Annotated in this window: 25 protein-coding genes; 16 read left to right on the top strand and 9 right to left on the bottom strand. The window is 65.1% G+C overall.

From position 1 onward, the window contains the following. Positions 1 to 59: 59 nt before the first annotated feature. Entirely contained in the window at positions 60 to 260 is a 201-nt protein-coding gene (locus tag XH85_RS06735; protein ID WP_128931264.1) for a hypothetical protein, read from the top strand. Between the two features lie 4 nt (positions 261 to 264). Here the strand turns inward: XH85_RS06735 and XH85_RS06740 are convergent, their stop codons facing one another. Next, a complete protein-coding gene (locus XH85_RS06740) occupies positions 265 to 651 on the bottom strand; it encodes a hypothetical protein (RefSeq protein WP_128937127.1) in 387 nt (128 codons plus the stop codon). 227 nt (positions 652 to 878) lie between these two features. Between XH85_RS06740 and XH85_RS06750 the strand changes: the two genes are divergently transcribed. After that, the gene (locus tag XH85_RS06750) at positions 879 to 2,024 is read left to right on the top strand and encodes a DUF3095 domain-containing protein (protein ID WP_128931265.1); all 1,146 of its coding nucleotides are present in this window, start codon (positions 879 to 881) and stop codon (positions 2,022 to 2,024) included. 7 nt (positions 2,025 to 2,031) lie between these two features. On the opposite strand, the gene XH85_RS06755 is transcribed toward XH85_RS06750, so the two are convergent. From XH85_RS06755 to XH85_RS06765, 3 genes are all read right to left on the bottom strand, one after another. Next, a complete protein-coding gene (locus XH85_RS06755; protein ID WP_128931266.1) occupies positions 2,032 to 2,466 on the bottom strand; it encodes a DUF2147 domain-containing protein in 435 nt (144 codons plus the stop codon). 109 nt (positions 2,467 to 2,575) lie between these two features. Continuing rightward, positions 2,576 to 3,961, bottom strand: a complete 1,386-nt coding sequence (locus tag XH85_RS06760; RefSeq protein WP_164940711.1) for an MATE family efflux transporter — start codon at positions 3,959 to 3,961, stop codon at positions 2,576 to 2,578. An 82-nt stretch (positions 3,962 to 4,043) separates the two neighbouring features. Beyond that, complete coding sequence (locus XH85_RS06765; protein ID WP_128931268.1) at positions 4,044 to 4,571, bottom strand: GNAT family N-acetyltransferase; 528 nt, start codon at positions 4,569 to 4,571, stop codon at positions 4,044 to 4,046. A 245-nt stretch (positions 4,572 to 4,816) separates the two neighbouring features. Here XH85_RS06765 and XH85_RS06770 point away from each other — a divergent pair, with 245 nt between their 5' ends. The 11 genes from XH85_RS06770 to XH85_RS44745 all read left to right on the top strand — a co-directional run bounded on the left by XH85_RS06770 (position 4,817) and on the right by XH85_RS44745 (position 12,858). Then, positions 4,817 to 5,413, top strand: coding sequence for a superoxide dismutase (locus XH85_RS06770; RefSeq protein ID WP_061846478.1), 597 nt, complete (start codon positions 4,817 to 4,819; stop codon positions 5,411 to 5,413). A 266-nt stretch (positions 5,414 to 5,679) separates the two neighbouring features. After that, the gene (locus XH85_RS06775; RefSeq protein WP_128931269.1) at positions 5,680 to 6,291 is read left to right on the top strand and encodes a permease; all 612 of its coding nucleotides are present in this window, start codon (positions 5,680 to 5,682) and stop codon (positions 6,289 to 6,291) included. Beyond that, positions 6,288 to 6,788, top strand: coding sequence for a hypothetical protein (locus XH85_RS06780; protein WP_128931270.1), 501 nt, complete (start codon positions 6,288 to 6,290; stop codon positions 6,786 to 6,788). The genes XH85_RS06775 and XH85_RS06780 overlap by 4 nt, the downstream gene beginning before the upstream one ends. Before the next feature lie 43 nt (positions 6,789 to 6,831). Further along, positions 6,832 to 7,056 (top strand): hypothetical protein, encoded by a 225-nt coding sequence (locus XH85_RS06785; RefSeq protein ID WP_128931271.1) that lies wholly within the window; start codon positions 6,832 to 6,834, stop codon positions 7,054 to 7,056. A gap of 2 nt (positions 7,057 to 7,058) precedes the next feature. Beyond that, entirely contained in the window at positions 7,059 to 7,814 is a 756-nt protein-coding gene (locus XH85_RS06790) for a metal ABC transporter ATP-binding protein (protein WP_164940102.1), read from the top strand. Between the two features lie 6 nt (positions 7,815 to 7,820). Continuing rightward, entirely contained in the window at positions 7,821 to 8,690 is an 870-nt protein-coding gene (locus XH85_RS06795) for a metal ABC transporter permease (RefSeq protein ID WP_128931273.1), read from the top strand. Between the two features lie 2 nt (positions 8,691 to 8,692). Next, positions 8,693 to 9,556 (top strand): metal ABC transporter solute-binding protein, Zn/Mn family, encoded by an 864-nt coding sequence (locus XH85_RS06800; RefSeq protein ID WP_128931274.1) that lies wholly within the window; start codon positions 8,693 to 8,695, stop codon positions 9,554 to 9,556. 55 nt (positions 9,557 to 9,611) lie between these two features. Next, positions 9,612 to 10,661, top strand: a complete 1,050-nt coding sequence (locus tag XH85_RS06805; RefSeq protein ID WP_128931275.1) for a CobW family GTP-binding protein — start codon at positions 9,612 to 9,614, stop codon at positions 10,659 to 10,661. Continuing rightward, the gene (locus XH85_RS06810; protein ID WP_164940101.1) at positions 10,661 to 11,680 is read left to right on the top strand and encodes a WD40 repeat domain-containing protein; all 1,020 of its coding nucleotides are present in this window, start codon (positions 10,661 to 10,663) and stop codon (positions 11,678 to 11,680) included. Before XH85_RS06805 ends, XH85_RS06810 begins: the two co-directional genes overlap by 1 nt. Before the next feature lie 30 nt (positions 11,681 to 11,710). Next, positions 11,711 to 12,427, top strand: coding sequence for an MgtC/SapB family protein (locus tag XH85_RS06815; RefSeq protein WP_128931277.1), 717 nt, complete (start codon positions 11,711 to 11,713; stop codon positions 12,425 to 12,427). 101 nt (positions 12,428 to 12,528) lie between these two features. Continuing rightward, positions 12,529 to 12,858, top strand: a complete 330-nt coding sequence (locus XH85_RS44745) for a hypothetical protein (protein ID WP_164940108.1) — start codon at positions 12,529 to 12,531, stop codon at positions 12,856 to 12,858. A gap of 157 nt (positions 12,859 to 13,015) precedes the next feature. Here the strand turns inward: XH85_RS44745 and XH85_RS06825 are convergent, their stop codons facing one another. The 5 genes from XH85_RS06825 to XH85_RS06850 all read right to left on the bottom strand — a co-directional run bounded on the left by XH85_RS06825 (position 13,016) and on the right by XH85_RS06850 (position 17,834). Then, entirely contained in the window at positions 13,016 to 14,458 is a 1,443-nt protein-coding gene (locus XH85_RS06825; protein ID WP_128931278.1) for a homospermidine synthase, read from the bottom strand. Positions 14,459 to 14,506: 48 nt separating this feature from the next. Next, positions 14,507 to 14,896: a RidA family protein gene (locus XH85_RS06830; RefSeq protein WP_128931279.1), complete on the bottom strand. Its 390-nt coding sequence runs from the start codon at positions 14,894 to 14,896 to the stop codon at positions 14,507 to 14,509. A 149-nt stretch (positions 14,897 to 15,045) separates the two neighbouring features. Then, positions 15,046 to 15,633, bottom strand: a complete 588-nt coding sequence (locus tag XH85_RS06835; RefSeq protein ID WP_128931280.1) for a GNAT family N-acetyltransferase — start codon at positions 15,631 to 15,633, stop codon at positions 15,046 to 15,048. Positions 15,634 to 15,763: 130 nt separating this feature from the next. Further along, a complete protein-coding gene (locus XH85_RS06840) occupies positions 15,764 to 16,906 on the bottom strand; it encodes a type III PLP-dependent enzyme (RefSeq protein ID WP_128931281.1) in 1,143 nt (380 codons plus the stop codon). A 673-nt stretch (positions 16,907 to 17,579) separates the two neighbouring features. Then, positions 17,580 to 17,834, bottom strand: coding sequence for a hypothetical protein (locus XH85_RS06850; protein WP_091892120.1), 255 nt, complete (start codon positions 17,832 to 17,834; stop codon positions 17,580 to 17,582). A gap of 137 nt (positions 17,835 to 17,971) precedes the next feature. On the opposite strand from XH85_RS06850, the gene XH85_RS06855 reads away from it, so the two are divergent. Genes XH85_RS06855 through XH85_RS06865 form a run of 3 tightly spaced genes read left to right on the top strand, consistent with a single transcriptional unit; the run spans position 17,972 to position 21,803 of the window. Beyond that, complete coding sequence (locus XH85_RS06855; RefSeq protein WP_128931282.1) at positions 17,972 to 20,053, top strand: M3 family metallopeptidase; 2,082 nt, start codon at positions 17,972 to 17,974, stop codon at positions 20,051 to 20,053. Then, positions 20,053 to 20,691: a DUF1007 family protein gene (locus XH85_RS06860; protein ID WP_128931283.1), complete on the top strand. Its 639-nt coding sequence runs from the start codon at positions 20,053 to 20,055 to the stop codon at positions 20,689 to 20,691. Before XH85_RS06855 ends, XH85_RS06860 begins: the two co-directional genes overlap by 1 nt. Continuing rightward, complete coding sequence (locus XH85_RS06865; protein WP_206734814.1) at positions 20,688 to 21,803, top strand: nickel/cobalt transporter; 1,116 nt, start codon at positions 20,688 to 20,690, stop codon at positions 21,801 to 21,803. Before XH85_RS06860 ends, XH85_RS06865 begins: the two co-directional genes overlap by 4 nt. Positions 21,804 to 21,855: the final 52 nt, after the last annotated feature.

Here is a 21,855-nt window from a genome sequence, read left to right on the forward strand (position 1 = left end):
TGCCCCGCAATCGGTTGGGTTACGTCAATCGATCTGCCCTAATCGACAGGGAGCAGTCCATGACCGCTTCGAATCTGGGCCGGGCGTCAGCAGAGCAGTCTTGCTCGAGGCCGGACGATGTCCATTGCCAGCCGATGTCGCATCAGAATTCCGGTGATCACGGCCACGAAATGTATCCGCAGCAATTCGTGCGGCTGGTCGGCTGTCACGATGTCCCCGCGTCAACGGTGCGCAAGCGTCAGGACGAGAAGCTGCACTAACCACTCACCTCTGATGCTTCGGCAAGTCAATTCGTTCATGTGAGAACTCCGGCGGCCCCTCGGTGAGGCGGCGGATGCGGCGCTCGCGTTCGTCTGCCGGCAATGCGGGATCAAGCAGTGCGTCGATCTCGTGCACGGCGATGTATTCAATCTGCGTGGCGTCCGATGTGATCGCGTGCGCTGATGCCGGTTCGGCAGGCGCGATCTTCAGCGCCAGTTCGACGAGCTTGCAGATTGCATCCGAGCGGGTCAGCTGATGGGCTTCAGCCCAGGCATCGACGGCGGCGGTCAGCCGTTCCGGCATCTTCACCGCGCTGATTGCGTCGAGGCCCGTGCGCCGGCGTACGGGTGAGGTCGAGTCCTTGTTGCCGATGTCGGACACTTCGATGATCCCGGGCATTCATTTTCGATAAATCAAGAGTAAACGCCTTTTGCGGTGTGTCGTTTGATGTCGATCAATGACAAACTGCAGCACTGCATCGCGGTGCGAGCTTGTTGTCCGGCTCCATTTCGGCCAATGATCGGGACGTCGCGGAGAGGCCGGCCGGCGAACCCGGATCGATCCTGCCACGTATCTACTTTTCGCAACGCGCCATCCCAACCGTCCGGCATCACCCGATGACATCAGGCGAATCCTTCTACAGCGGCATTCCGGTCTTCCGTGGTTTCACCAGCCTGATGGACCCGGTGCTGTATGCGCCGCTGCCGGACGACTGGAGCGTCGGCGTTGCCGACATCGTCGATTCGACCAAGGCTATCGCGGCGCAGCGCTACAAGGCGGTGAACATGGCCGGCGCCGCCGTGATCGCGGCGGTGACCAACGCGTTGGAGGGGCGCGAATTCCCCTTCGTGTTCGGCGGCGACGGTGCCAGCTTTGCGGTCGCGCCTCACGATCTCGAACTGGCCCGCGACGCGCTGGCGGCGACCGCGACCTGGGTGCGTGAGGATCTTGATCTGAAGATGCGCGTCGCCCTGGTGCCGGTCAGCGCCATCCGTGCGCAGGGCCTCGACGTACGCGTCGCACGCTTCGGTCCGTCGGCGAACCTGTCCTATGCGATGTTCTCCGGCGGCGGCCTCGCCTGGGCCGACGCCGCGATGAAGCGCGGCGAGTTCGCGGTGACCGAGGCGCCGGACGGCACGCAGCCCGATCTCTCCGGCCTGTCCTGCCGCTTCGAGGTGATGCCGGCGTCACGCGGATTGATCCTGTCGGTGCTGGTGATGCCGGCGCGTGGCGCTGACCCGCTGGCTTTCCGCAAGGTGATCGAGGACATCATCCATCTCGTCGAGCGCAGTCCGGATGGCGGCCGCCCGGTGCCGGCGCAGGGGCCGCCGCTGAAATGGCCGCCGCAGGGGCTGGATTATGAAGCCCGCAGCAGGCGCGGCGGCCCGCTGCTTGCCCGCCGGGCCGCCGTCCTGGCCTACACGTTGTTCGCCTATCTGATCATGCGCTTCGACATCAAGGTCGGCGGCTTCGTGCCAAACGTCTACAAGCGTCAGGTGGTCGAGAACTCGGACTTCAGGAAATATGACGACGGATTGCGCATGATCCTCGACTGTACGAACGAGCTCGAACGCGCGCTGAGCGATCGTCTCGCTGCGGCCGCGCGCGAGGGCATCGTGCGCTACGGCCTCTATCAGCAGGACGCTGCGATGATGACCTGCTTCACGCCCTCGGCGCTGCGCAGCGACCACGTCCATTTCATCGACGGCGCGCGGGGCGGCTATGCCTCGGCTGCGACGGCGTTGAAGGCAATGACGACGTGAGCGGCGGCTATCGCCCCGCGCGCGTCCAGGTCTCGCCGCCGCAGAGGGCGCCGACGCAGCCCTCGACGCGCAGCGAATCCGCGCCCGTCACGCTGATACTGCTCGCATAGGTGCTGCCGTCGTCGGCATTGTAGATCTGGCCCGACCATTTGTTCGGAGCTGACGGCTGCATGCCGCTGAACAATGGCAGGCCGATCATCGGACGCCTGGCGAGCGCGGGATTGGGATTCTTGGTGTCGGTCGCGGGCTGACCGGTCGCGGTGTCCATGGGTTCGCGCAGCCAGACGATGTGGCCGCAGATGCCGCCGCCGCATTTGCTGATCTTCACGCGCGCATCACCTGCCTGGGTGAGCCAGGTCCCGTCGGCGCTCTGCGCATGGGCGCTCGTCGCGCCAAGCAGCGCAGCCAGGACGACGAAGGGAATCGCGAATCTTCTGAACATGGAGAGAGCCCCGAAAATGAAAGGCGCCTCCATAGCAGTCCGGCAGGATAGTGCAACGCTGGATGGAATCACATTCCTGCGCTTACTGTCTGCGCTTGTTCGCCTGCGCTCATTTGCCCCAGTGCACGAAGGCGACCGAGACGGCGGTCGAGAGCCCGAACAGGACCATGGCGCCGCCGACCAGAGCGAACAAGGTCCAGGCCGGCGCCTGCATCGTCATGAGGCCGACGCCGCCGATCGCGACGATCAGGAGCCGCACTGTGGAGGCAAGCACGGGCCCGCCGACGCGCGCCGCGCCTTGTGAGGAGAAGTACAACGATACGCCCATGCCGAAAAACACGAAGGCCGGACCTGCCCAGTGGAAATAGCTGTACGCGGCGGCGGTAACGCCCGGATCCCGCGTGAACAGCGCGACCCACAGCGACGGATCGAGCGCGATCGCGAGGCCGATCAGGCCGACCGTGAGTCCGGAGGCGGCGGCCGCGGTCCAGGCCACGCGCCGCGCGCGCTTCCGATGTCCGGCGCCGATCGCCATGCCGACCATCGGCACCGATGCGATGCCGAAGGCGAAGGTGATCGGGATCAGCAAGAATTCCAGCCGCGAGCCGATGCCGTAGCCGGCCAGCATCTCGGTGCCGAAGGTCGCGAGGATTTTTGTGAAGATCAGAATGGTGAGCACGGTCTGGAGCGGCGACAGGCAGGCCACCGCGCCCACTTTCAGAATGTCCACGAACATCGCGCGCTCGAAATGGAAGGCGCGGAAGTCGAGCGGCAGCCTGCTGCGGCCGGACAAGAGGTACCAGAGCAAGAAGATCGCGGCACAGCTGAACGCGATCAGCTGGCCGCTCGCGACGCCGGGCATGCCGAATTGCTTCACGCCGAACAGGCCAAGCCCCAGCGTGCCGCCGAGTGCGACCTGGAGCAGGCTCGCCCCGATCAACGTCATCGAAGGCAGACGCATGTCGCCGGTGCCGCGGATCACCGAGGCCAGCGTATTGACGAGCCAGATCGCGACCGCGCCGGAGAACAGCACCTGCGAGTAGCCGCTGGCCTCCTCCAGCACGCGCTCGCGGCCGCCGAGCAGCGCGAAGAACGAGCGGCCGAAGATGAGCATCATCACCGTGAAGAACAGGCCGCCGCAGAGGCCGATGATGGCGGCATGCAGCGCCAGCGTCGCGGCGCGGTCGCGATCTCCTGCGCCGAGCGCGCGGCTGATCGCGGAGGAGACGCCGCCGCCCATCGCGCCCGCGCTCATCATCTGCGTCAGCATCGCGAACGGAAACACCAGCGCGATCGCGGCGAGCGGGATGGTGCCGAGCCGACCGATATAGGACGTCTCTGCGATCGCAACCAGCGTGCTGCCGACCATCGCGATCATGTTTGGGATCGCGAGCCGCAGCAATGTCGGCAGAATCGGCGCCGTCAGCAGGTTGGCGATGGGGGAGGCGACCGGCGCAAGCGGCGGGACGGCGTCTGCAGGGGCGTCGATCGTCATGTTCACCGGGCGGAATATTAAATGATGGTCGACATATTATAGGGTGTGAGGCGGCCGGCGCAGCCCTCCGCTCACGCAGGGCTCACCAGGGCAGGCCGCATAGGTCGATGGTGCCTAGCGTCGGCGCCCGGACGATGTCGAAGACGTAGGGTGCCATGTAGTCGAAGCGGATTCGTCCCTCCGGCTGCTCGCAATAGACCTCGCCCTTGAAGGGCTGCCATCGGCGCGCCTCGTAGAACGCGAAATTGTGCGGCTCGCAGAACAACAGCGCGAAGCGCACCGCCTCGTTGGCGCGCATAGTGTGCACCGCCGCGTCGATCGCCATGGTTGCATAGCCGCGACCGCGCCGGTCCTCGCGGGTACAGACGCCTCCGATGCCGCCGACATGGACCTTCTGTCCGTTCCAGGTGACGGTCCGGAAGTAGACGCCGACATGGCAGACGAGGCCGTCGTCGGGCGTGTCGAGCAGCACGCGAAGATGAGCGTTATCCCATTTGACGTGAGCCCAAGGCTTATCCGCAACCATGTGTGGGCCCCAGATTGCCTGGTGCAGCGGCTCTGCGATCGGCCACGAGGCGTCGCCGTTCAAAATGTCGATCTCGATGCTCATGGCTCTGTCTTTCGCAAGGTCGGTCCGTGGTGCATTCGTTCTGCCATAAGCGCCTCAAAGGCAATGATATTTTGCATCACGCCACCAAGGCCGCGCGAATGTCCGCGTGCTGCGACGATTTTATGCAATCGTGCCAAGCGTTCGCATCACGCATTTTCGCAAATTGGCGGTATTTAACGACGCAGGAACCTTCTATAAGGGGTGACCGTTAGAACTCGTTCCCCACCAGTTGCGGACAAGAAGCCATGACCTTTACGCTGCCCCCTCTCCCTTACGCCTATGACGCCCTCGGCCAGTATATGTCGAAGGAGACGCTGGAATATCATCACGACAAGCATCATCAGGCCTACGTCACCAACGGCAACAACGCGCTCAAGGGGACCGAATGGGAAGGCAAATCCCTTGAAGAGATCGTCAAGGGCTCGTTCGGCAAGAACCCCGCGGTGTTCAACAATGCCGGCCAGCACTACAACCACATCCACTTCTGGAGCTGGATGAAGCCCAATGGCGGCGGCACCAAGCTGCCCGGCAAGCTCGAGAAGAAGATCAACGAGGACCTCGGCGGCTTCGATAAATTCAAGACCGACTTCCAGGCGGCCGGCGTCGGCCAGTTCGGCTCCGGCTGGTGCTGGCTCCAGGTCAAGAACGGCAAGCTCGAGATCTCCAAGACCCCGAACGGCGAGAATCCGCTGGTGCACGGCGCCACCCCGATCCTCGGCTGCGACGTCTGGGAGCACTCCTACTACATCGACTATCGCAACCGCCGTCCGGACTATCTCAAGGCGTTCGTCGAGAACCTCGTGAACTGGGAATACGTCGAGTCTCTGTTCGAGAAGGCGTAGGCATTTGGAGTCATTCCGGGGCGCGCCAAGCGCGCGCCCGGAATCCATTTGTCCACTCGGGATGACGCCCGATGGATTCCGGGTTCGGCGCTGACGCGCCGCCCCGGAATGACAGAGTAGAGAAGGGCGGTCGCATGCGCGGCCGCCTTTTTGCTGTGCGGAATTGCCCTGCGCGGTGCGCGTATCGGCCTGTGATCGTTCCGTTTGCATCGCATGGGCAGCCCCCTTAAGCAGGATGGGCATCACCCTCGATCCGACCGAGCCCGTTGTCAGAACCTTCCCCGAAAGACCCGGCGTCTGCCGAGGACGCGGACTCCGAGCCGCGGCCGGGGCGTGCGCGCAAGCCGATCGGCTGGTCGACCATCATCATCGCGGCCCTGGTGGCGGTGAGCGCGGGTCTGGTCTGGCGGCGTGACGGCACCGATGGTGTTCTCGACATTCTCACCCACGACCTCTCGCTGTTCGGCGGTATCCTGCCGCGCGTGCTCGCCGGTTGCCTGCTTGGTGCGTTCATCTCGGAAATCCTGCCGCACGAAAAAGTCTCGCGCTCGCTCGGGCCGAAATCCGGCCTGATGGGGCTTCTGATCGGCACCGCCTTCGGCGCGATCCTGCCCGGCGGTCCCTTCACCGCCTATCCGGTGGCGAGCGCGCTGCTCGCGGTCGGTGCCGATTTCGGCGCCACCATCGCCATGGTCGTGAGCTGGACCCTGATCGGCTACGGCCGGGCGGTGGCCTGGGAAATCCCGATCATGGGCACCGATTTCACGCTGTGGCGGATCGTGATCTCGCTGCCGCTGCCGGTGCTCGCCGGCGCGCTCGGCCGCTCCGTCTATGTCCGGCTCTATCCGAAGCCGATCCCGAAGGGCGACGAGACGTGAGCGCCGCGCTCCTGATCGACATCCTGTTGTGGGGCTCGGTGTTCGGCGTCGGCCTGATCGCCTTCCGCCGCAGCCCTGCCGTGTTCAAGGCTTCTCTGCGCGAAGGCTCGATGGACTTCATCAACATCGTGCCGCGGATCGCGCTGGGGGTGATCGGCTCCGGCTACATCGCCGCCATCATCCCGCAAGAGGTGATCACCGGCTGGCTCGGGCCGGACAGCGGCTGGCTTGGGGTCGCGTCTGCCGTGGTCGCCGGCGCCGCCACGCCGGGCGGGCCTGTGATCGGCTTCTCTATCGGCACGGTGGCGCTGAAGTCCGGCGGCGGGGTGCCTCAGGTGGTTGCCTATGTCGTCGCCTGGGCCCTGTTCGCGTTCCAGCGGGTGATCCTGTGGGAGATCCCGTTCATGCCGGCCCGTTTCGTCTGGTTCCGCTGCGCGGTGTCGGTGCCGTTCCCGTTCGTAGCGGCCGCCATCGCCATGCTGATCGACCGGCCCTGAGCCCGGCGTGGACAGGCGCAATGTTATAATATAACGTCTCGGGATGGTTCCTGCCGCGTCTCACGCCCATCATCACGACCATTCCCACGACCACGCCCATTCGCACGGGCACGACCACACTCATGCCCATGTCCATGACGCGGCTTCGCCGCATCCGGCCCAGGCGGCGCCGTGGTCGATCCTGCGCATGACCATGGCGGGGCGCCTCGCGGCCGCGCTCGCTGTCTGCGCCGTGCTCTGGGGCATGGTCTTCCTGGCGATGAGGTGACCATGGCACAGCTAGCCTTCCATAACGTCACGCTCGGCTATGACCGGCATCCGGCCGTGCATCATCTCAATGGCGAGGTCGCACCCGGTGCACTGGTCGCCGTGATTGGCCCGAACGGCGCCGGCAAATCGACGTTGCTGCGCGGCATCGTCGGCATCCTCAAGCCGCTCGACGGCAGCATACATCTCGGAGGCCGCGACAGCAGGGACATCGCCTACCTGCCGCAAAGCGCGGAGATCGACCGCAGCTTTCCGATCTCGGTGTTCGATTTCGTCGGCACCGGGCTGTGGCGCGGGACCGGCCTGTTCGGCGGCATAGGCAAGGCTGCGCGGCAAAAAATCCTGCGCGCGATCGCCGCCGTTGGTCTCAACGGGTTCGAGAACCGCCCGATCGGCACGCTCTCCGGCGGCCAGATGCAGCGCGTGCTGTTCGCGCGGGTGCTGCTCCAGGACGCGACCTTGATCGTGCTCGACGAGCCCTTCAACGCCATCGACAGCAAGACCACGGCCGATCTGCTCGCGCTGGTGAAGGAGTGGCACACCGAGGGCCGCACCGTGCTGGCCGCGTTGCATGACATGGAGATGGTGCGCATCCATTTCAGCGAGACGCTGGTGCTGGCGCGCGGCCCCGTGGCGTGGGGACCGACGGCCGAGGTGCTGACGCCGGAGAATTTGATGGTCGCGATGCGGATGTGCGAGGCCTTCGACGACAGTGCGGCGGCCTGCGCGGCCGACTACGGGCGTTCGCAGGCGGCGTGATCGCAAATGGCCTATGATGCGCTGATCGGTCCGTTCACCGAATTCGAGTTCATGCGGCGGGCACTCGCCGCCGTGATCGCGCTGTCGCTGGCGGGCGCGCCGATCGGCGTGTTCCTGATGCTGCGGCGGATGAGTCTCGTCGGCGATGCCATGGCGCATGCGATCCTGCCGGGCGCCGCCATCGGCTTCCTGCTCTCCGGGCTCAACCTGTTCGCGATGACCGCCGGCGGCCTGATCGCCGGCTTTGCGGTCGCGATCCTCGCCGGTGTGGTCGCACGCTCGACCGGGCTGAAGGAGGACGCTTCGCTGGCCACCTTCTATCTGGCCTCGCTCGCGCTCGGCGTCACCATCGTTTCGATCAAGGGCACCAATATCGATCTGTTGCATGTGCTGTTCGGCAACATCCTCGCGATGGACGACCAGACGCTGCTGGTGGTGGCCTTCAACGCCACGGTGACGCTGCTCGTGCTCGCCGTGATCTACCGCCCGCTGGTGGTCGAGAGCGTCGATCCCTTGTTCCTGCGCACGGTGAGCCGCGCCGGGGGGCCTGCGCATCTCGCTTTCCTCGCGCTCGTCGTGATCAACCTCGTCAACGGCTTTCAGGCACTCGGCACGCTGCTTGCGGTCGGCCTCATGATCCTGCCGGCCGGCATTGCGCGGTTCTGGTCGCGCGATCTCACCGCCATGATCTGCATCGCGGTCGTCGCTGCCGCCGTCTCGGGCTATGCCGGCCTCGTGCTGTCGTTCCAGACCCGCGTGCCGTCGGGCCCTGCGATCATTCTCGTGGCGACGGCGCTCTACGTGGCTTCCGTCCTGTTCGGCCGCGTCGGCGGTATCGTCCGGCAATTGTTTCCCGGCCGGCATCTGGAAGCGTGACGATGCGGCTCATCCTGCTTTGTGCGCTGTTGCTGATCGCCCCGCCACTGCACGCCACAGAGCGGCTCAACGTGGTCGCGAGCTTCTCGATCCTCGCCGATTTCGTCCGCAATGTCGGTGGTAGCAGGATCAATCTGACCACGCTGGTCGGCGCCGACAGCGATGTCCACGTCTACACGCCTGCACCGAGCGATGCGAAGCGAATCGCGGATGCAAATCTCGTCATCGTCAACGGGCTCGGCCTCGAGGGGTGGCTGCCGCGGCTCGTGCAGTCCTCGGGCAGCAAGGCGACGGTCGTGACTGCGAGCACCGGTATCACGCCCCTGAAATTGGGTTCGGCCGCCGATCCCCACGCCTGGCAGTCCATCCCCAACGCCAAGGTCTATGTCACCGACATCGCCAATGCACTCGCCGCGGCCGCCCCGGATGACGCGGAGTTCTTCCGCGCCCAGGCCAAAGCCTATTTGGAAAAGCTCGAAACCCTGGACCGCGAGGTCCGCGAGGCCGTGGCCAAGATCCCACTGGAGCGGCGCAAGGTGATCTCCACCCACGACGCCTTCGGCTATTTTTCCGCCGAATACGGTATCCAGTTCATCGCCCCCTTGGGTGTCTCCACGGAGACCGAACCCAGCGCGCGCGACATCGCCGCGATCATCGGCCAGATCAAGGCCCAGAAAATCCCGGCCGTGTTCCTGGAAAATATCAGCGACGACCGGCTGATCCGGCGGATCGCGGCCGAGACCGGGGCAAAGGTCGGCGGGACCTTGATTTCCGACGGTTTGACCGGCGAAAAGGGGCCTGCACCCACTTACATTGACATGGTCAGGCACAATATAAAGGCCCTGACCAGCGCGCTTGACCACTAGGGCAGGGGCCACCCCGCCTCGCGTCGCGCGAAAAGCCTTAAAGTCCGGAGTTGTTATGTCTGAAGCGACTGCCCCAAAAATTCCCGTGACCGTACTGACCGGCTATCTCGGCGCCGGCAAGACCACGCTTTTGAACCGCATCCTGTCGGAGAACCACGGCAAGAAATACGCCGTCATCGTCAACGAATTCGGCGAAATCGGCATCGACAACGACCTCATCATCGGCGCCGATGAGGAAGTGTTCGAGATGAACAACGGCTGCATCTGCTGCACCGTGCGCGGCGACCTCGTGCGCATCATGGACGGCTTGATGAAGCGCAAGGGCAAGTTCGACGCCATCATCGTCGAGACCACCGGCCTTGCCGATCCGGCGCCGGTCGCCCAGACCTTCTTCGTCGACGAGGACGTGCAGAAGAACGCGCGGCTCGATGCGGTTGTAACTGTGGCGGACGCAAAGTGGTTGTCCGACCGGCTCAAGGACGCGCCCGAGGCCAAGAACCAGATCGCCTTTGCCGACGTGATCGTGCTGAACAAGACCGACCTTGTCAACAAGGGCGAGCTCGCCGAGGTCGAGGCCCGCATCCGCGGCATCAACCCCTATGCGAAGCTGCATCGCACCGAGCGCTGCTCGGTGGCGCTGGCCGACGTGCTCGATCGCGGCGCGTTCGACCTCGACCGCATCCTCGACATCGAGCCTGATTTCCTTGAGGCCGACGATCATGACCACGACCATGATCATCATCACCATGGCCACGACCATCACAACCACCATGATCACGGCCATGGCCTGAAGCACTATCACGACGAGGACATGCAATCGCTAGCGCTCAAGACCGACAAGCCGCTCGATCCCAACGTGTTCATGCCCTGGCTCCAGAACCTGGTGCAGATCGAGGGCGGCAAGATCCTGCGCTCCAAGGGCATCCTCGCCTTCCACGACGATGACGACCGCTACGTCTTCCAGGGCGTCCACATGATGCTGGAGGGCGACCACCAGCGGAAGTGGAAGGAGGGCGAGCCGCGCGAGAGCCGCCTCATCTTCATCGGCCGCGAACTGCCGGAAGAAGCCATCCGCAAGGGTTTTGAGAGCTGCATCGTCTCGTGATGAAAGAGTTTACGCCGGCTCCCGACTCCGCCTCGATCGTCTCCGTCACCGACCGCGTCAAGCCGGTCGCGCTCGGCATGGCCGTGACCTCAGTGCATTTCCTCGCCGATCGGGCCGCCTTCGTCGGCGGCGAGGAGAATGTCGCGTTGGTCGATGCCAAGGGCGAGATCAGCAAGGTCGCCGTGCACAGCGGCGGCATCCTCTCGACCGCCTCCGACGGCAAGCGCCTCGTCATGGGCGGCGACGACGGCAAGGTCGTGTCGCTCGACGCCAAGGGCGAGGTGACCCTGCTCGCCACCGATCCGAAGCGGCGCTGGATCGACGCGGTGGCGCTGCATCCAGATGGCGCCTTCGCCTGGTCGGCCGGCAAGACGGCGACCGTCAAGAGCGGCAAGACCGAGGAGAAGTCGATCGAGGTGCCCTCGACCGTCGGTGGGCTTGCCTTCGCACCAAAAGGCCTCCGGCTCGCGATCGCGCATTACAACGGCGCGACGCTGTGGTTTCCCAACATGGCTGCCACAGCCGAATTCCTGCCCTGGGCCGGCTCGCATCTCGGCGTCACTTTCAGCCCGGACAACAAGTTCCTGGTCACTGCGATGCACGAGGCGGCGCTGCATGGCTGGCGGCTCGCCGACAACAGGCACATGCGCATGACCGGTTATCCCGGCCGCGTCCGCTCGATGTCCTGGAGCGCCGGCGGCAAGGCGCTGGCGACCTCGGGCGCCGACACCGTGATCCTGTGGCCGTTCGCCGGCAAGGACGGTCCGATGGGCAAGGAGCCCGCGATGCTCGCGCCGCTGCAAGCGCGCGTCGCGGTGGTGGCCTGCCACCCCAAGAACGACATCCTCGCCGCCGGCTACAGCGACGGCACCGTGCTGATGGTGCGGCTGGAGGACGGCGCGGAGATCCTGGTCCGCCGCAACGGCACCCCGCCGGTCGCCGGACTCGCCTGGAACGCCAAGGGCACGCTGCTGGCGTTCGCGGATGAAAATGGGGACGGCGGCCTGCTGGAGCTTTAATCTGTCATGGTTCCCGCCGTATAGGGGGCCATGCGGTTTCTGACGACCTTCCAGCTTGCCGATTTTGCGGACACGCTGATCAGCCTATTGACGGCCTTCGTGCTGGGGACGCTGATCGGCGCCGAGCGACAGTACCGCCAGCGCACGGCGGGCCTGCGTACCAATGTGCTGGTCGCGGTCGGCGCCGCCGCCTTTGTCGATCTCGCCATGCATCTGACCGGCGCCGACGGCGCGGTGCGGGTGATCTCCTATGTCGTCTCCGGCATCGGCTTCCTCGGCGCCGGTGTCATCATGAAGCAGGGCATGGACGTGCGCGGGCTCAATACGGCCGCGACGCTATGGGCCTCGGCCGCGGTCGGCTCCTGTGCCGGCGCCGACATGGTCGCGCAGGCGGCGGCGCTGACCGTGTTCGTCATTGCCGGCAACACGCTGCTGCGCCCGCTGGTCAATGCCATCAACCGCATTCCGCTGAATGAGCGTGCACTGGAGGCGACCTACTATTTCAAGCTGGCGGTCGCGGCCGACGCTCTGCCTGACATGCGCGACCGCCTCGTCGAGAGGTTGGAAGCCGCGAAATATTCGGTCGCTGATATCGATGTGGCCGAGATCGGCGACGACATCCTGGAGATCGTCGCAAAGCTGGTTGCGACCGCGGTCGATCCGAACGAGCTGAACGCGGTGGCGACGGATCTCCAGCATCTTCCAGGCGTGCGCCACGCCACCTGGGAAGTCAGCACCACGGATTGAGCGCGGCGTTCTGGCGCGCCGGCGTGCGGTTCCCACCTTGCCAGGCTCGGAACCCGCGCGCGGCCATTTCGTTGATTCCGCGGACAAATGCGGTGATCGACATGACAGGCTATGACAAGCGCAGACTGAGACTCGACCTGATAATCGCCTCTTCGCTGTTCGCAGCGGGCGTCGTGGTATCGGGCCTGTCGCTGGCGCAGATTCGCGCCGAGAGCCGGATGCAGATGGCGCAGGCAACGCCACCGCTCCAGGGCACCCCGTCCGACGATCAGAGCAAGACGCCCGCGGAGTCCAAGCCCGGCGGTGATCGCCCGACTACGCCGGCCCCCGAGCCCGCACGGCCCGATTCCCAGACGCAGGGCGCGGCGACCAAGCCCACGCTGCCGCCCGCTCCAGCCGAGAAGGTCGCGCCGCCGATTGAGAAGAAGTAGCTGTGCGGCCGTGCTGATCGTCACATACTCGGTGTCATCCCCCGCGAAGGCGGGGGATCCAGTATTCCAGAGAAGGAGCGTGGATACGGAGAGGCCGCGGCGTACTGGATGCCCCGGCCAAGCCGGGGCATGACAGTGTACTCAGGGCGAACCGCCCTCACCGCACCAGAATATTCCGGAACTGCCAGGGATCGCTCGTATCGATATCTTCCGGGAACAGTCCCGGGCGATCCGTCAGCGGCGTCCAGTCGGTGTACAAACCCTTCACCGGGCCGAGATAGGGCAGCTGGATTTCCAAGAGACGATCGAAATCCATCTCGTCGGCTTCGACGATGCCTTCGTTCGGGTTCTCCAGCGCCCACACCATGCCGCCGAGCACGGCGGAGGTCACTTGCAGGCCGGTGGCGTTCTGGTAGGGCGCGAGCTTGCGGGTCTCTTCGATGGAGAGCTGCGAGCCGTACCAGTAGGCATTGTTGTCGTGGCCGAACAGCAGCACGCCGAGCTCGTCGATGCCATCGACGATTTCGTTCTCATCGAGGATGTGGTGCTTGTCCTGCATCTTCGCCGCGCGGCCGAACATTTCATGCAGCGACAGCACAGCATCGTCGGCCGGGTGATAGGCATAATGGCAGGTCGGCCGGTAGATCGCCGTGCCCGATGCGTCACGCACCGTGAAGTAATCGGCAATCGAGATCGACTCGTTGTGGGTAACGAGGAAACCATATTGCGCGCCGCGGGTCGGGCACCAGGTGCGCACGCGCGTGTTGGCGCCGGGCTGCATCAGATAGATGGCGGCGCCGCAGCCGGCTTCGTGGGTCCGCGCATTCTCGGGCATCCACTTTTCATGGGTGCCCCAACCGAGTTCTGAGGGCTGCACGCCTTCCGACAGGAAGCCTTCCACCGACCAGGTGTTGACGAAGACGTCGGGCTCCTTCGGCTTCTTGGAGCGCTGGGTGTCGCGTTCGGCGATGTGGATGCCCTTGACGCCGGCCTGCCGCATCAGGTCCGCCCATTCGGCTTTGGTCTTCGGCTTGGGGGCATTGAGCTTCAGATCAGCGGCGACGTTGAGCAGCGCCTGCTTGACGAAAAAGGAGACCATGCCGGGATTGGCGCCACAGCAGGAGACGGCCGTCGTCGAGCCCTTAGGCCGCGCCTTCTTGGCGGCCAGCGTCACTTCGCGAAGAGCGTAGTTGGAGCGCGCTTCCGGGCCCTTCGAAGCGTCGAAATAGAAGCCGAGCCAGGGCTCGTTGACCGTGTCGATGTAGAGCGCGCCAAGTTCGTTGCAGAGCTCCATGATGTCGGTGGAGCCGGTATCGACCGAGAGATTGACGCAAAAGCCCTGGCCGCCGCCTTCGGTGAGCAGCGGGGTCAGCAAGTCCCGATAATTGTCCTTGGTCACGCCCTTCTGGATGAAGCGGACATTGTGCTTCTCGCAATGCGCCTTGCGGCCCTCATCCTTGGGATCGATCACGGTGACGCGCGACTTGTCGTAATCGAGATGCCGCTCGATCAGCGGCAACGTGCCTTTGCCGATGGAGCCGAAGCCGACCATGACGATGGGACCGGTGATCTTCGCGTAGATCTGCGAGGCGGGACTCATGGGATGGTTTCTCCGGAACGTGCTGGCAGACAATGGGTGAGGGGTGGATCAGACGCTACGCCGCTTGGCGGTGACTTCGATCTCGACCTTCATCTCGGGCTTGTAGAGCGCCGAGACGACGAGAAGCGTTGCAGCCGGGCGGATGTCGCCGAGGACTTCGCCGCAGACAGCGAAATGCGCGTCGGCATCTTTGACGTCGGTGAGGTAGTAGGTCACGCGGACGATGTCGGCCATCTCGAAGCCGCCCTCCTTCAGGGCGGCTTCGATGGTCTTGAAGCAGTTGCGTGACTGGCTCGTGACATCGGCCGGCATTGTCATGGTGGTGTAGTCATAGCCCGTGGTTCCCGCGACGAAGGCGAACTCGCCGTCGATCACGGCGCGGCTGTAGCCGGCGGTCTTCTCGAACGGGGAGCCAGTGGAAATCAGGCGACGGGACATGCTCTCGGACCTCGACTGAAGGGGGATGTTTTGCGGGGTTAAAGGGGGTTTCTCGGGCTCGCGCAACCCCAAAGGAACAGGCATCAAGTCAGGCGCAGCCTGGTATGGCCGCTGGATGCGGCTTCGGTCGTTGCCATCATGGCAATCTCTTAGGCCGCGTGCGCCTGGAGAGCGCGAACCGCCCTCCGTTTGGACAGAGCCGCTCCGGTCGGAACGATCATCCCTTCGGCGCGGTCGAGCGCGCCTTCCGCGAACTCGATCGCCAGCAGCCGGTCGCGCTCGAATGGGCCGGGCAGCGACAGCGCACCGGTCTTGTCGGCCGAGAAGCCGAAGCGGGCGTAATAGGGGGCATCGCCGAGCAGGATCACCGCAGCATGCCCGCGCGCCCGGGCGGCGGCCAGCGCTTGATGCATCAGCGCGGCGCCGATCCCGAGCTCGCGGCTGGCAGGGTCGACCGCCAGCGGTCCGAGAACCAGAGCGGGCCTGCCTCCGGCGCTGACGTGCCACAGCCGCACGGTTCCCACGAGCTGTCCCTCGCGCACGGCCGACAGGGCAAGGCCTGCGGCAGGCGCGCGTCCGTCGCGCAGACGCTGGCAGGTCCGGCCATGGCGGTTCTCGCCAAAGCAGGCATCGAGCAGCGCTTCACGCATCGCGACGTCGCCAGCGCGCTCGCTGCGGATCGCAAACGGAGCGGCTTTCGAGGTGAGGGCGATCTGTGGCTTCCGAGGAGCAGTCATGGCGCGTCAGTCCCCGCTTGAACCGACGTGAGCGAGCGCGCCGGTCCAAGACGTCGTCAGAAATCGAAATGTGAGGGAGGAGCCGGCTCGGCCGGCTCCCGGGTTCGTCAGGCCTCGAAAGAGAGGCGGATCAGATGTGGTAGGTCTTCAGCGGCGGGATGCCGTTGAACGCCACCGACGAGTAGGTCGACGTATAGGCCCCGGTGCCCTCGATCAGCACCTTGTCGCCGATCTCGAGCGTCACGGGGAGCGGATACGGGGTCTTCTCGTACAGCACGTCGGCGCTGTCGCAGGTCGGCCCTGCAAGCACGCACGGCGTCATGTCCGCGCCGTCGTGACAGGTGCGGATGGCGTACCGGATCGACTCGTCCATGGTCTCGGCGAGGCCGCCGAACTTGCCGATGTCCAGGTACACCCAGCGCACTTCGTCCTCGTCGCTCTTCTTCGAGATGAGCACGACCTCGGATTCGATGATGCCGGCGTTGCCCACCATGCCGCGGCCCGGCTCGATGATGGTCTCCGGGATCTGGTTGCCGAAGTGCTTGCGCAGCGCGCGGAAGATCGACCGGCCATAGGTGACGACCGGCGGCACGTCCTTCAGGTACTTGGTCGGGAAGCCGCCGCCCATGTTGACCATGGACAGGTTGATGCCGCGCTCGGCACAGTCGCGGAACACCTGCGAGGCCATCGCCAGCGCACGGTCCCACGCCTTCACCTTGCGCTGCTGCGAGCCGACATGGAAGGAGATGCCGTACGGCTCCAAGCGAAGGCGCTTGGCGAGGTCGAGCACCTCGACCGCCATCTCCGGATCGCAGCCGAACTTGCGCGACAGCGGCCATTCGGCGCCGGCGCAGTCATAGAGGATGCGGCAAAACACCTTTGCGCCGGGGGCGGCACGGGCGACCTTCTCGACCTCGGCGGCGCAGTCCACGGCGAACAGCCGAATGCCGAGCGCGAAGGCGCGCGCGATGTCGCGCTCCTTCTTGATCGTGTTGCCGAAGGAGATGCGATCCGGCGCCGCACCCGCGGCCAGCGCCATCTCGATCTCGGCGACCGTCGCGGTGTCGAAGCAGGAGCCCATGGAGGCGAGCAGGGCCAGCACTTCCGGCGCCGGGTTCGCCTTGACGGCGTAGAACACGCGGCTGTCGGGCAGCGCCTTGGCGAAGCTCTGGTAATTGTCGCGCACGACCTCGAGGTCGACGACGAGGCACGGCTCGGTGTCGAGGCCATCCTTGCGGCGATTGCGCAGGAATTCCTGGATACGTTCGGTCATAGCACTCTCCAACGGTCCCAGCGACGGGAGCCGTATCAACGTGACGTCTGATGAGAGTGCTTCGGCCACATCGCGCGATGGAGGCGCGTTGAGGCCAAACGACTCAAACCAGACTGTGCTGCCGTGGATTGGTTGGGAGAGATTCCCACCCGCTCACCTGGCAATGAAGGACAAGCCTTTTCAGTAGCCCGCGCCGGCGTTGGACTGCCGGTAGAGACCAAAAAAGCCCGATCCGTCGTTGCTTTAAGTCGCGTCCCCCGTTGAGAGCGGGGTGCGCCGGTTCGCCTCCGGCTGCCAGTCACGGTTGCAAAGAGCGAAGTCACCTTCGACATGGCATCTCTTTGAGAGAGATGCTGGGCGCTCCGGGTTTGCTTCGGTCGCTCGACTTTTCAGTCCTCGACTTCCGCACTTCCGAAGAGCCCCTCGGCTTCTTCACCCCTTGGCGGCTGTCCGGCCTCTTGTCCGGATACCTACCGACTGACACACGACCACAGGCACGTGCGAAATTGGGCAAATCCGCACATAAGCGTTTTGACTCTGCTTCGCAAGAATTTTTTTAGGCTGAGAACAGAATTGCCTAACACCTGCTTGCGCAGTGTTGCGCGAGCGACGCGGAAGATGAACGCGCGTTAAGTTTTCTGCGCAGCGCGCGTGCCTCGCGCGCGACGACGCGTCAGCGGCGCTTCGTGAATGGCTCGACGCGCTGAGCTCCGCGGATGAACGCGGTCATCACCAGCACGCCGAGTGTGAACAGCACGGCCTGAAGGATGTGCGCGCCCTGATCGCCGAGCCCGAACAGGATCGCGAGCGCCCAGCCGCCGGCAAACGCCGCGCCGAACACCTCCGCGCCAATCAGGATGGCGGCGCTGATGACGGTGATGACGCTCGGCCAGGCGATCTGGCGGGAAGAGGAGGCAGGCGCGTTCATGAGCTCAGGGATCCCGTGTCTTCGAGGGCCGCAATCTCCCCGAAAAGGCGGCCGGGAGCAAGGGCAAACGGCCCAAAAAAGCCCCATCGCGTGCTATAGCTGGCTGCAACAAATCGGCTCAAAAATCGGGACTTGTGATGTCAGAACTGCGCCAAACTACGGACGCCGAGACCAACCCGCTGCTGAGGGCCTGGGTGACGCCGTTCGCGACCCCGCCTTTCGACGAGATCAAGCCGGAGCACTTCCTCCCGGCCTACGAGCAGGCCTTCGCCGATCACTCCGCCGAGATCGCGGCGATCACCAACGATCCGGCCGCGCCCGACTTCGCCAACACCATCACGGCACTGGAGCGCTCGGGCAAGCTCTTGAGCAAGGTCGCGGCGGTCTTCTACGACCTCGTCTCGGCGCATTCCAACCCGGCCATCCTGGAGATTGACAAGGAGGTCTCCTTGCGGATGGCACGGCACTGGAATCCGATCATGATGAACGCCGTGCTGTTTGGCCGCATCGCCCAGCTGCACGAGAACCGCGCCAATCTCGGTCTCACGCCCGAGCAGCTGCGCCTGTTAGAGCGCACCTACACCCGCTTCCACCGTTCCGGTGCCGGCCTCTCCGACGAGGCCAAGACGCGGATGGCGGAGATCAACGAGAGGCTCGCCCAGCTCGGCACCAGCTTCAGCCATCACCTGCTCGGCGACGAGCAGGACTGGGTCCTGGAGCTCGGGGAGGCCGACCGCCAGGGCCTGCCGGAGAGCTTCGTCGCCGGTGCCAAGGCTGCGGCAGAAGAGCGCGGCATGGAAGGTAAGGCCATCGTCACGCTGTCGCGCTCCTCGGTCGAACAGTTCCTGAAGAGCTCGGCGCGGCGCGACCTGCGCGAGAAGGTCTACAAGGCCTTCACCGCGCGGGGCGACAACGGCAACGCCAATGACAACAACGCAACCATCGTCGAGATCCTGAAGCTGCGGGAGGAAAGCGCCAAGCTCCTGGGCTACCCGACCTTCGCCGCCTACCGGCTCGAAGATTCCATGGCCAAGACGCCGGAAGCGGTGCGTGGCCTTTTGGAACGGGTCTGGAAGCCGGCGAGGGCGCGCGCGCTCGCCGACCGCGACGACATGCAGGCGCTGATCACGGCCGAGGGCGGCAATTTCAAGCTCGCCCCATGGGATTGGCGCTTCTACGCCGAGAAGCTGCGCCTTCAGCGTGCCAATTTCGACGACGCGGCGATCAAGCCGTATCTTTCGCTCGACCACATGATCGCCGCCGCCTTCGACTGCGCCACGCGCCTGTTCGGCATCACTTTCGAGGAGCGCAAGGACGTTCCGGTCTGGCACCCGGACGTCCGGGTCTGGGAGGTGAAGGGCGGGGACGGCAAGCACAAGGCGCTGTTCTATGGCGACTACTTCGCCCGGCCCTCGAAGCGGTCCGGCGCCTGGATGACCTCGCTGCGCGACCAGCAGAAGCTCGACGGCGACGTCGCGCCGCTGGTTCTCAATATCTGCAATTTTGCCAAGGGAGCCGGGGGCGAGCCTTCGCTGCTGTCGCCCGACGACGCACGCACCCTGTTCCACGAGTTCGGCCACGGCCTGCACGGCATGCTCTCCAACGTCACCTATCCCTCGCTGTCGGGTACCTCCGTGTTCACCGACTTCGTCGAGCTGCCGTCCCAGCTCTACGAGCACTGGCAGGAGCGGCCCGAGGTGCTGCAAAAGTTCGCCCGCCACTACCAGACCGGCGAGCCCCTGCCGGACGACCTCCTGCAACGCTTCCTTGCCGCGCGAAAATTCAACCAGGGTTTTGCCACGGTCGAGTTCGTCTCCTCGGCGCTGGTCGATCTCGAATTCCACACCCAGCCGGCTTCCGCCGCGCAGGACGTGCGCGCCTTCGAGAGACAAGAGCTGGAGAAGATCGGCATGCCCGAGGAAATTTCGCTACGTCACCGTCCCACGCAATTTGGCCACATCTTCACCGGCGATCATTATGCTGCCGGCTACTACAGCTACATGTGGTCGGAGGTGATGGACGCCGACGCCTTCGGCGCGTTCGAGGAGGCCGGCGACATCTTCGATCCTGCGGTCGCCAAGCGCCTGCACGACGACATCTACGCCTCGGGCGGATCGGTCGATCCGGAGGCCGCCTATGAGGCCTTCCGCGGCCGCCCCCCGGAGCCCGACGCGCTGCTGCGCCGCCGCGGGCTGCTCGACGACGCCAAGGCGGCCTGATGCGTATGCGCGCCCTGTTCGGATGGCTGCTCGCCGCCGCGATGACGCTGGCAGCGGGCGCGGCGAGCGCGCATCCGCATGTCTGGATCACCGCGACCAGCGAGCTGCTCTATGCCGCCGACGGCAGCATCACCGGCGTGCGTCACGCCTGGACGTTCGACGACATGTTCTCGGCCTATGCGGTGCAGGGGCTCGAGAGCAAGACCAAGGGCGCCTATACGCGCGAGGAGCTCGGGCCGCTGGCGCAGACCAATGTCGAGTCGCTCAGGGAATACGCCTACTTCACCTTTGCGCGAGCCGACGGCAAGAAGGAGCGTTTCCAGGAGCCGGTCGACTACTTCCTTGATTACAAGGATACGGTGCTGACCCTCCACTTCACGCTGCCGCTGAAGGCCCCGGTCAAGCCCAAGCAGCTGGTGCTCGAAGTGTTCGACCGCTCCTTCTTCATCGACTTCCAGATGGCCAAGGACAATCCGGTGAAGCTGGTCGGCGCTCCCGCGGGCTGCCAGATGAAGCTCGAGCGGCCGAACGACGGCACCGCGAGCGCGCAGAAGCTCAATGAGCAGACCTTCCTGAATGGCGAAAATTCGAATTTCGGCATGATGTTCGCCAACAAGATCGCGGTGGATTGCCCTTGAAACCGCAACTCTCCCAGTTCGCGCGCGGGCTTCTCACCTGCGTTGCCGCTCTGCTGGTCGTGTCCGTGGCCGACGCCGCGCCCCACGATCTTCTCGCGCAAAACCCGTTCGGCGCGCCGCGGCCGGTGCAGGCCGCCGAACCGGAGGCCAGCGGCCTCATCGGCTGGCTGCTGAGTAAACAGTCGGAATTCTATCGCCAGATGTCGGCGACCATCCGCGCCGCCAAGTCGGACGGATCGGCGGTGTGGACGCTGCTGTTCATCTCCTTTGCCTATGGCATCTTCCACGCCGCTGGCCCCGGCCATGGCAAGGCGGTGATCGCCTCCTATCTCGTTGCCAACCGCGAAACCGCGCGGCGCGGCATTGTGCTGTCGTTCGCTTCGGCGCTGATGCAGTCGCTGGTGGCGATCCTGATCGTCGGCGTGTCGGCCTGGCTGCTGAATGCGACCGCCAAGACCATGTGCAAGGCGGAAGGCGCGATCGAGATCGCGAGCTATGGCCTGATTGGACTGTTCGGGCTGAGGCTGGTCTGGGTCAAGGGCGGTGCGTTCATCCGCGCGCTGCAGGCCGCCCACCCGGTGCCGGCGATCGCCGGCGTGCCGCACGACCACCATGATCACGATCATCACCATCATCATGATGCCCACGACCATCATGGCCACGCTCATCACCACCACGATCACGGTCACGCCCATCACCATGGGCACGACCACGTCCATGACGAGCATTGCGGCCATTCCCATGGTCCCACCCCGAGCGAGCTCGCCGGCCCCGGCGGCTGGCGGCGCGGGTTCGCCGCGATCCTGACCGTCGGCATCCGCCCCTGCTCGGGCGCGATCCTGGTCTTGGTGTTCGCGCTGGCGCAGGGCCTGCTCTGGGCCGGCATCGCCGCGACCTTCCTGATGGGATTGGGCACCGCGATCACGGTCGCCGCGATCGCAATCGTTGCCGTCTCCGCCAAGGACATCGCCGCCCGCCTGAGCGGAGCGCGCGACGGCAGTGGCGCGTTGTTCATGCGCGGCATCGAATTCGGCGCCGCCGGCCTGGTACTGCTGTTCGGTGTCGGCCTGCTGTTCGGCTACATCGCCGCCGAACGGACGACGTGCTTTTGAGCTTTTTCCCCCTCTCCCCTTGCGGGAGAGGGTGGCTCGCCGCGTAGCGGCG

Origin of the sequence: Bradyrhizobium zhanjiangense (assembly GCF_004114935.1) — a bacterium.
Classification (GTDB): Bacteria; Pseudomonadota; Alphaproteobacteria; order Rhizobiales; family Xanthobacteraceae; genus Bradyrhizobium; species Bradyrhizobium zhanjiangense.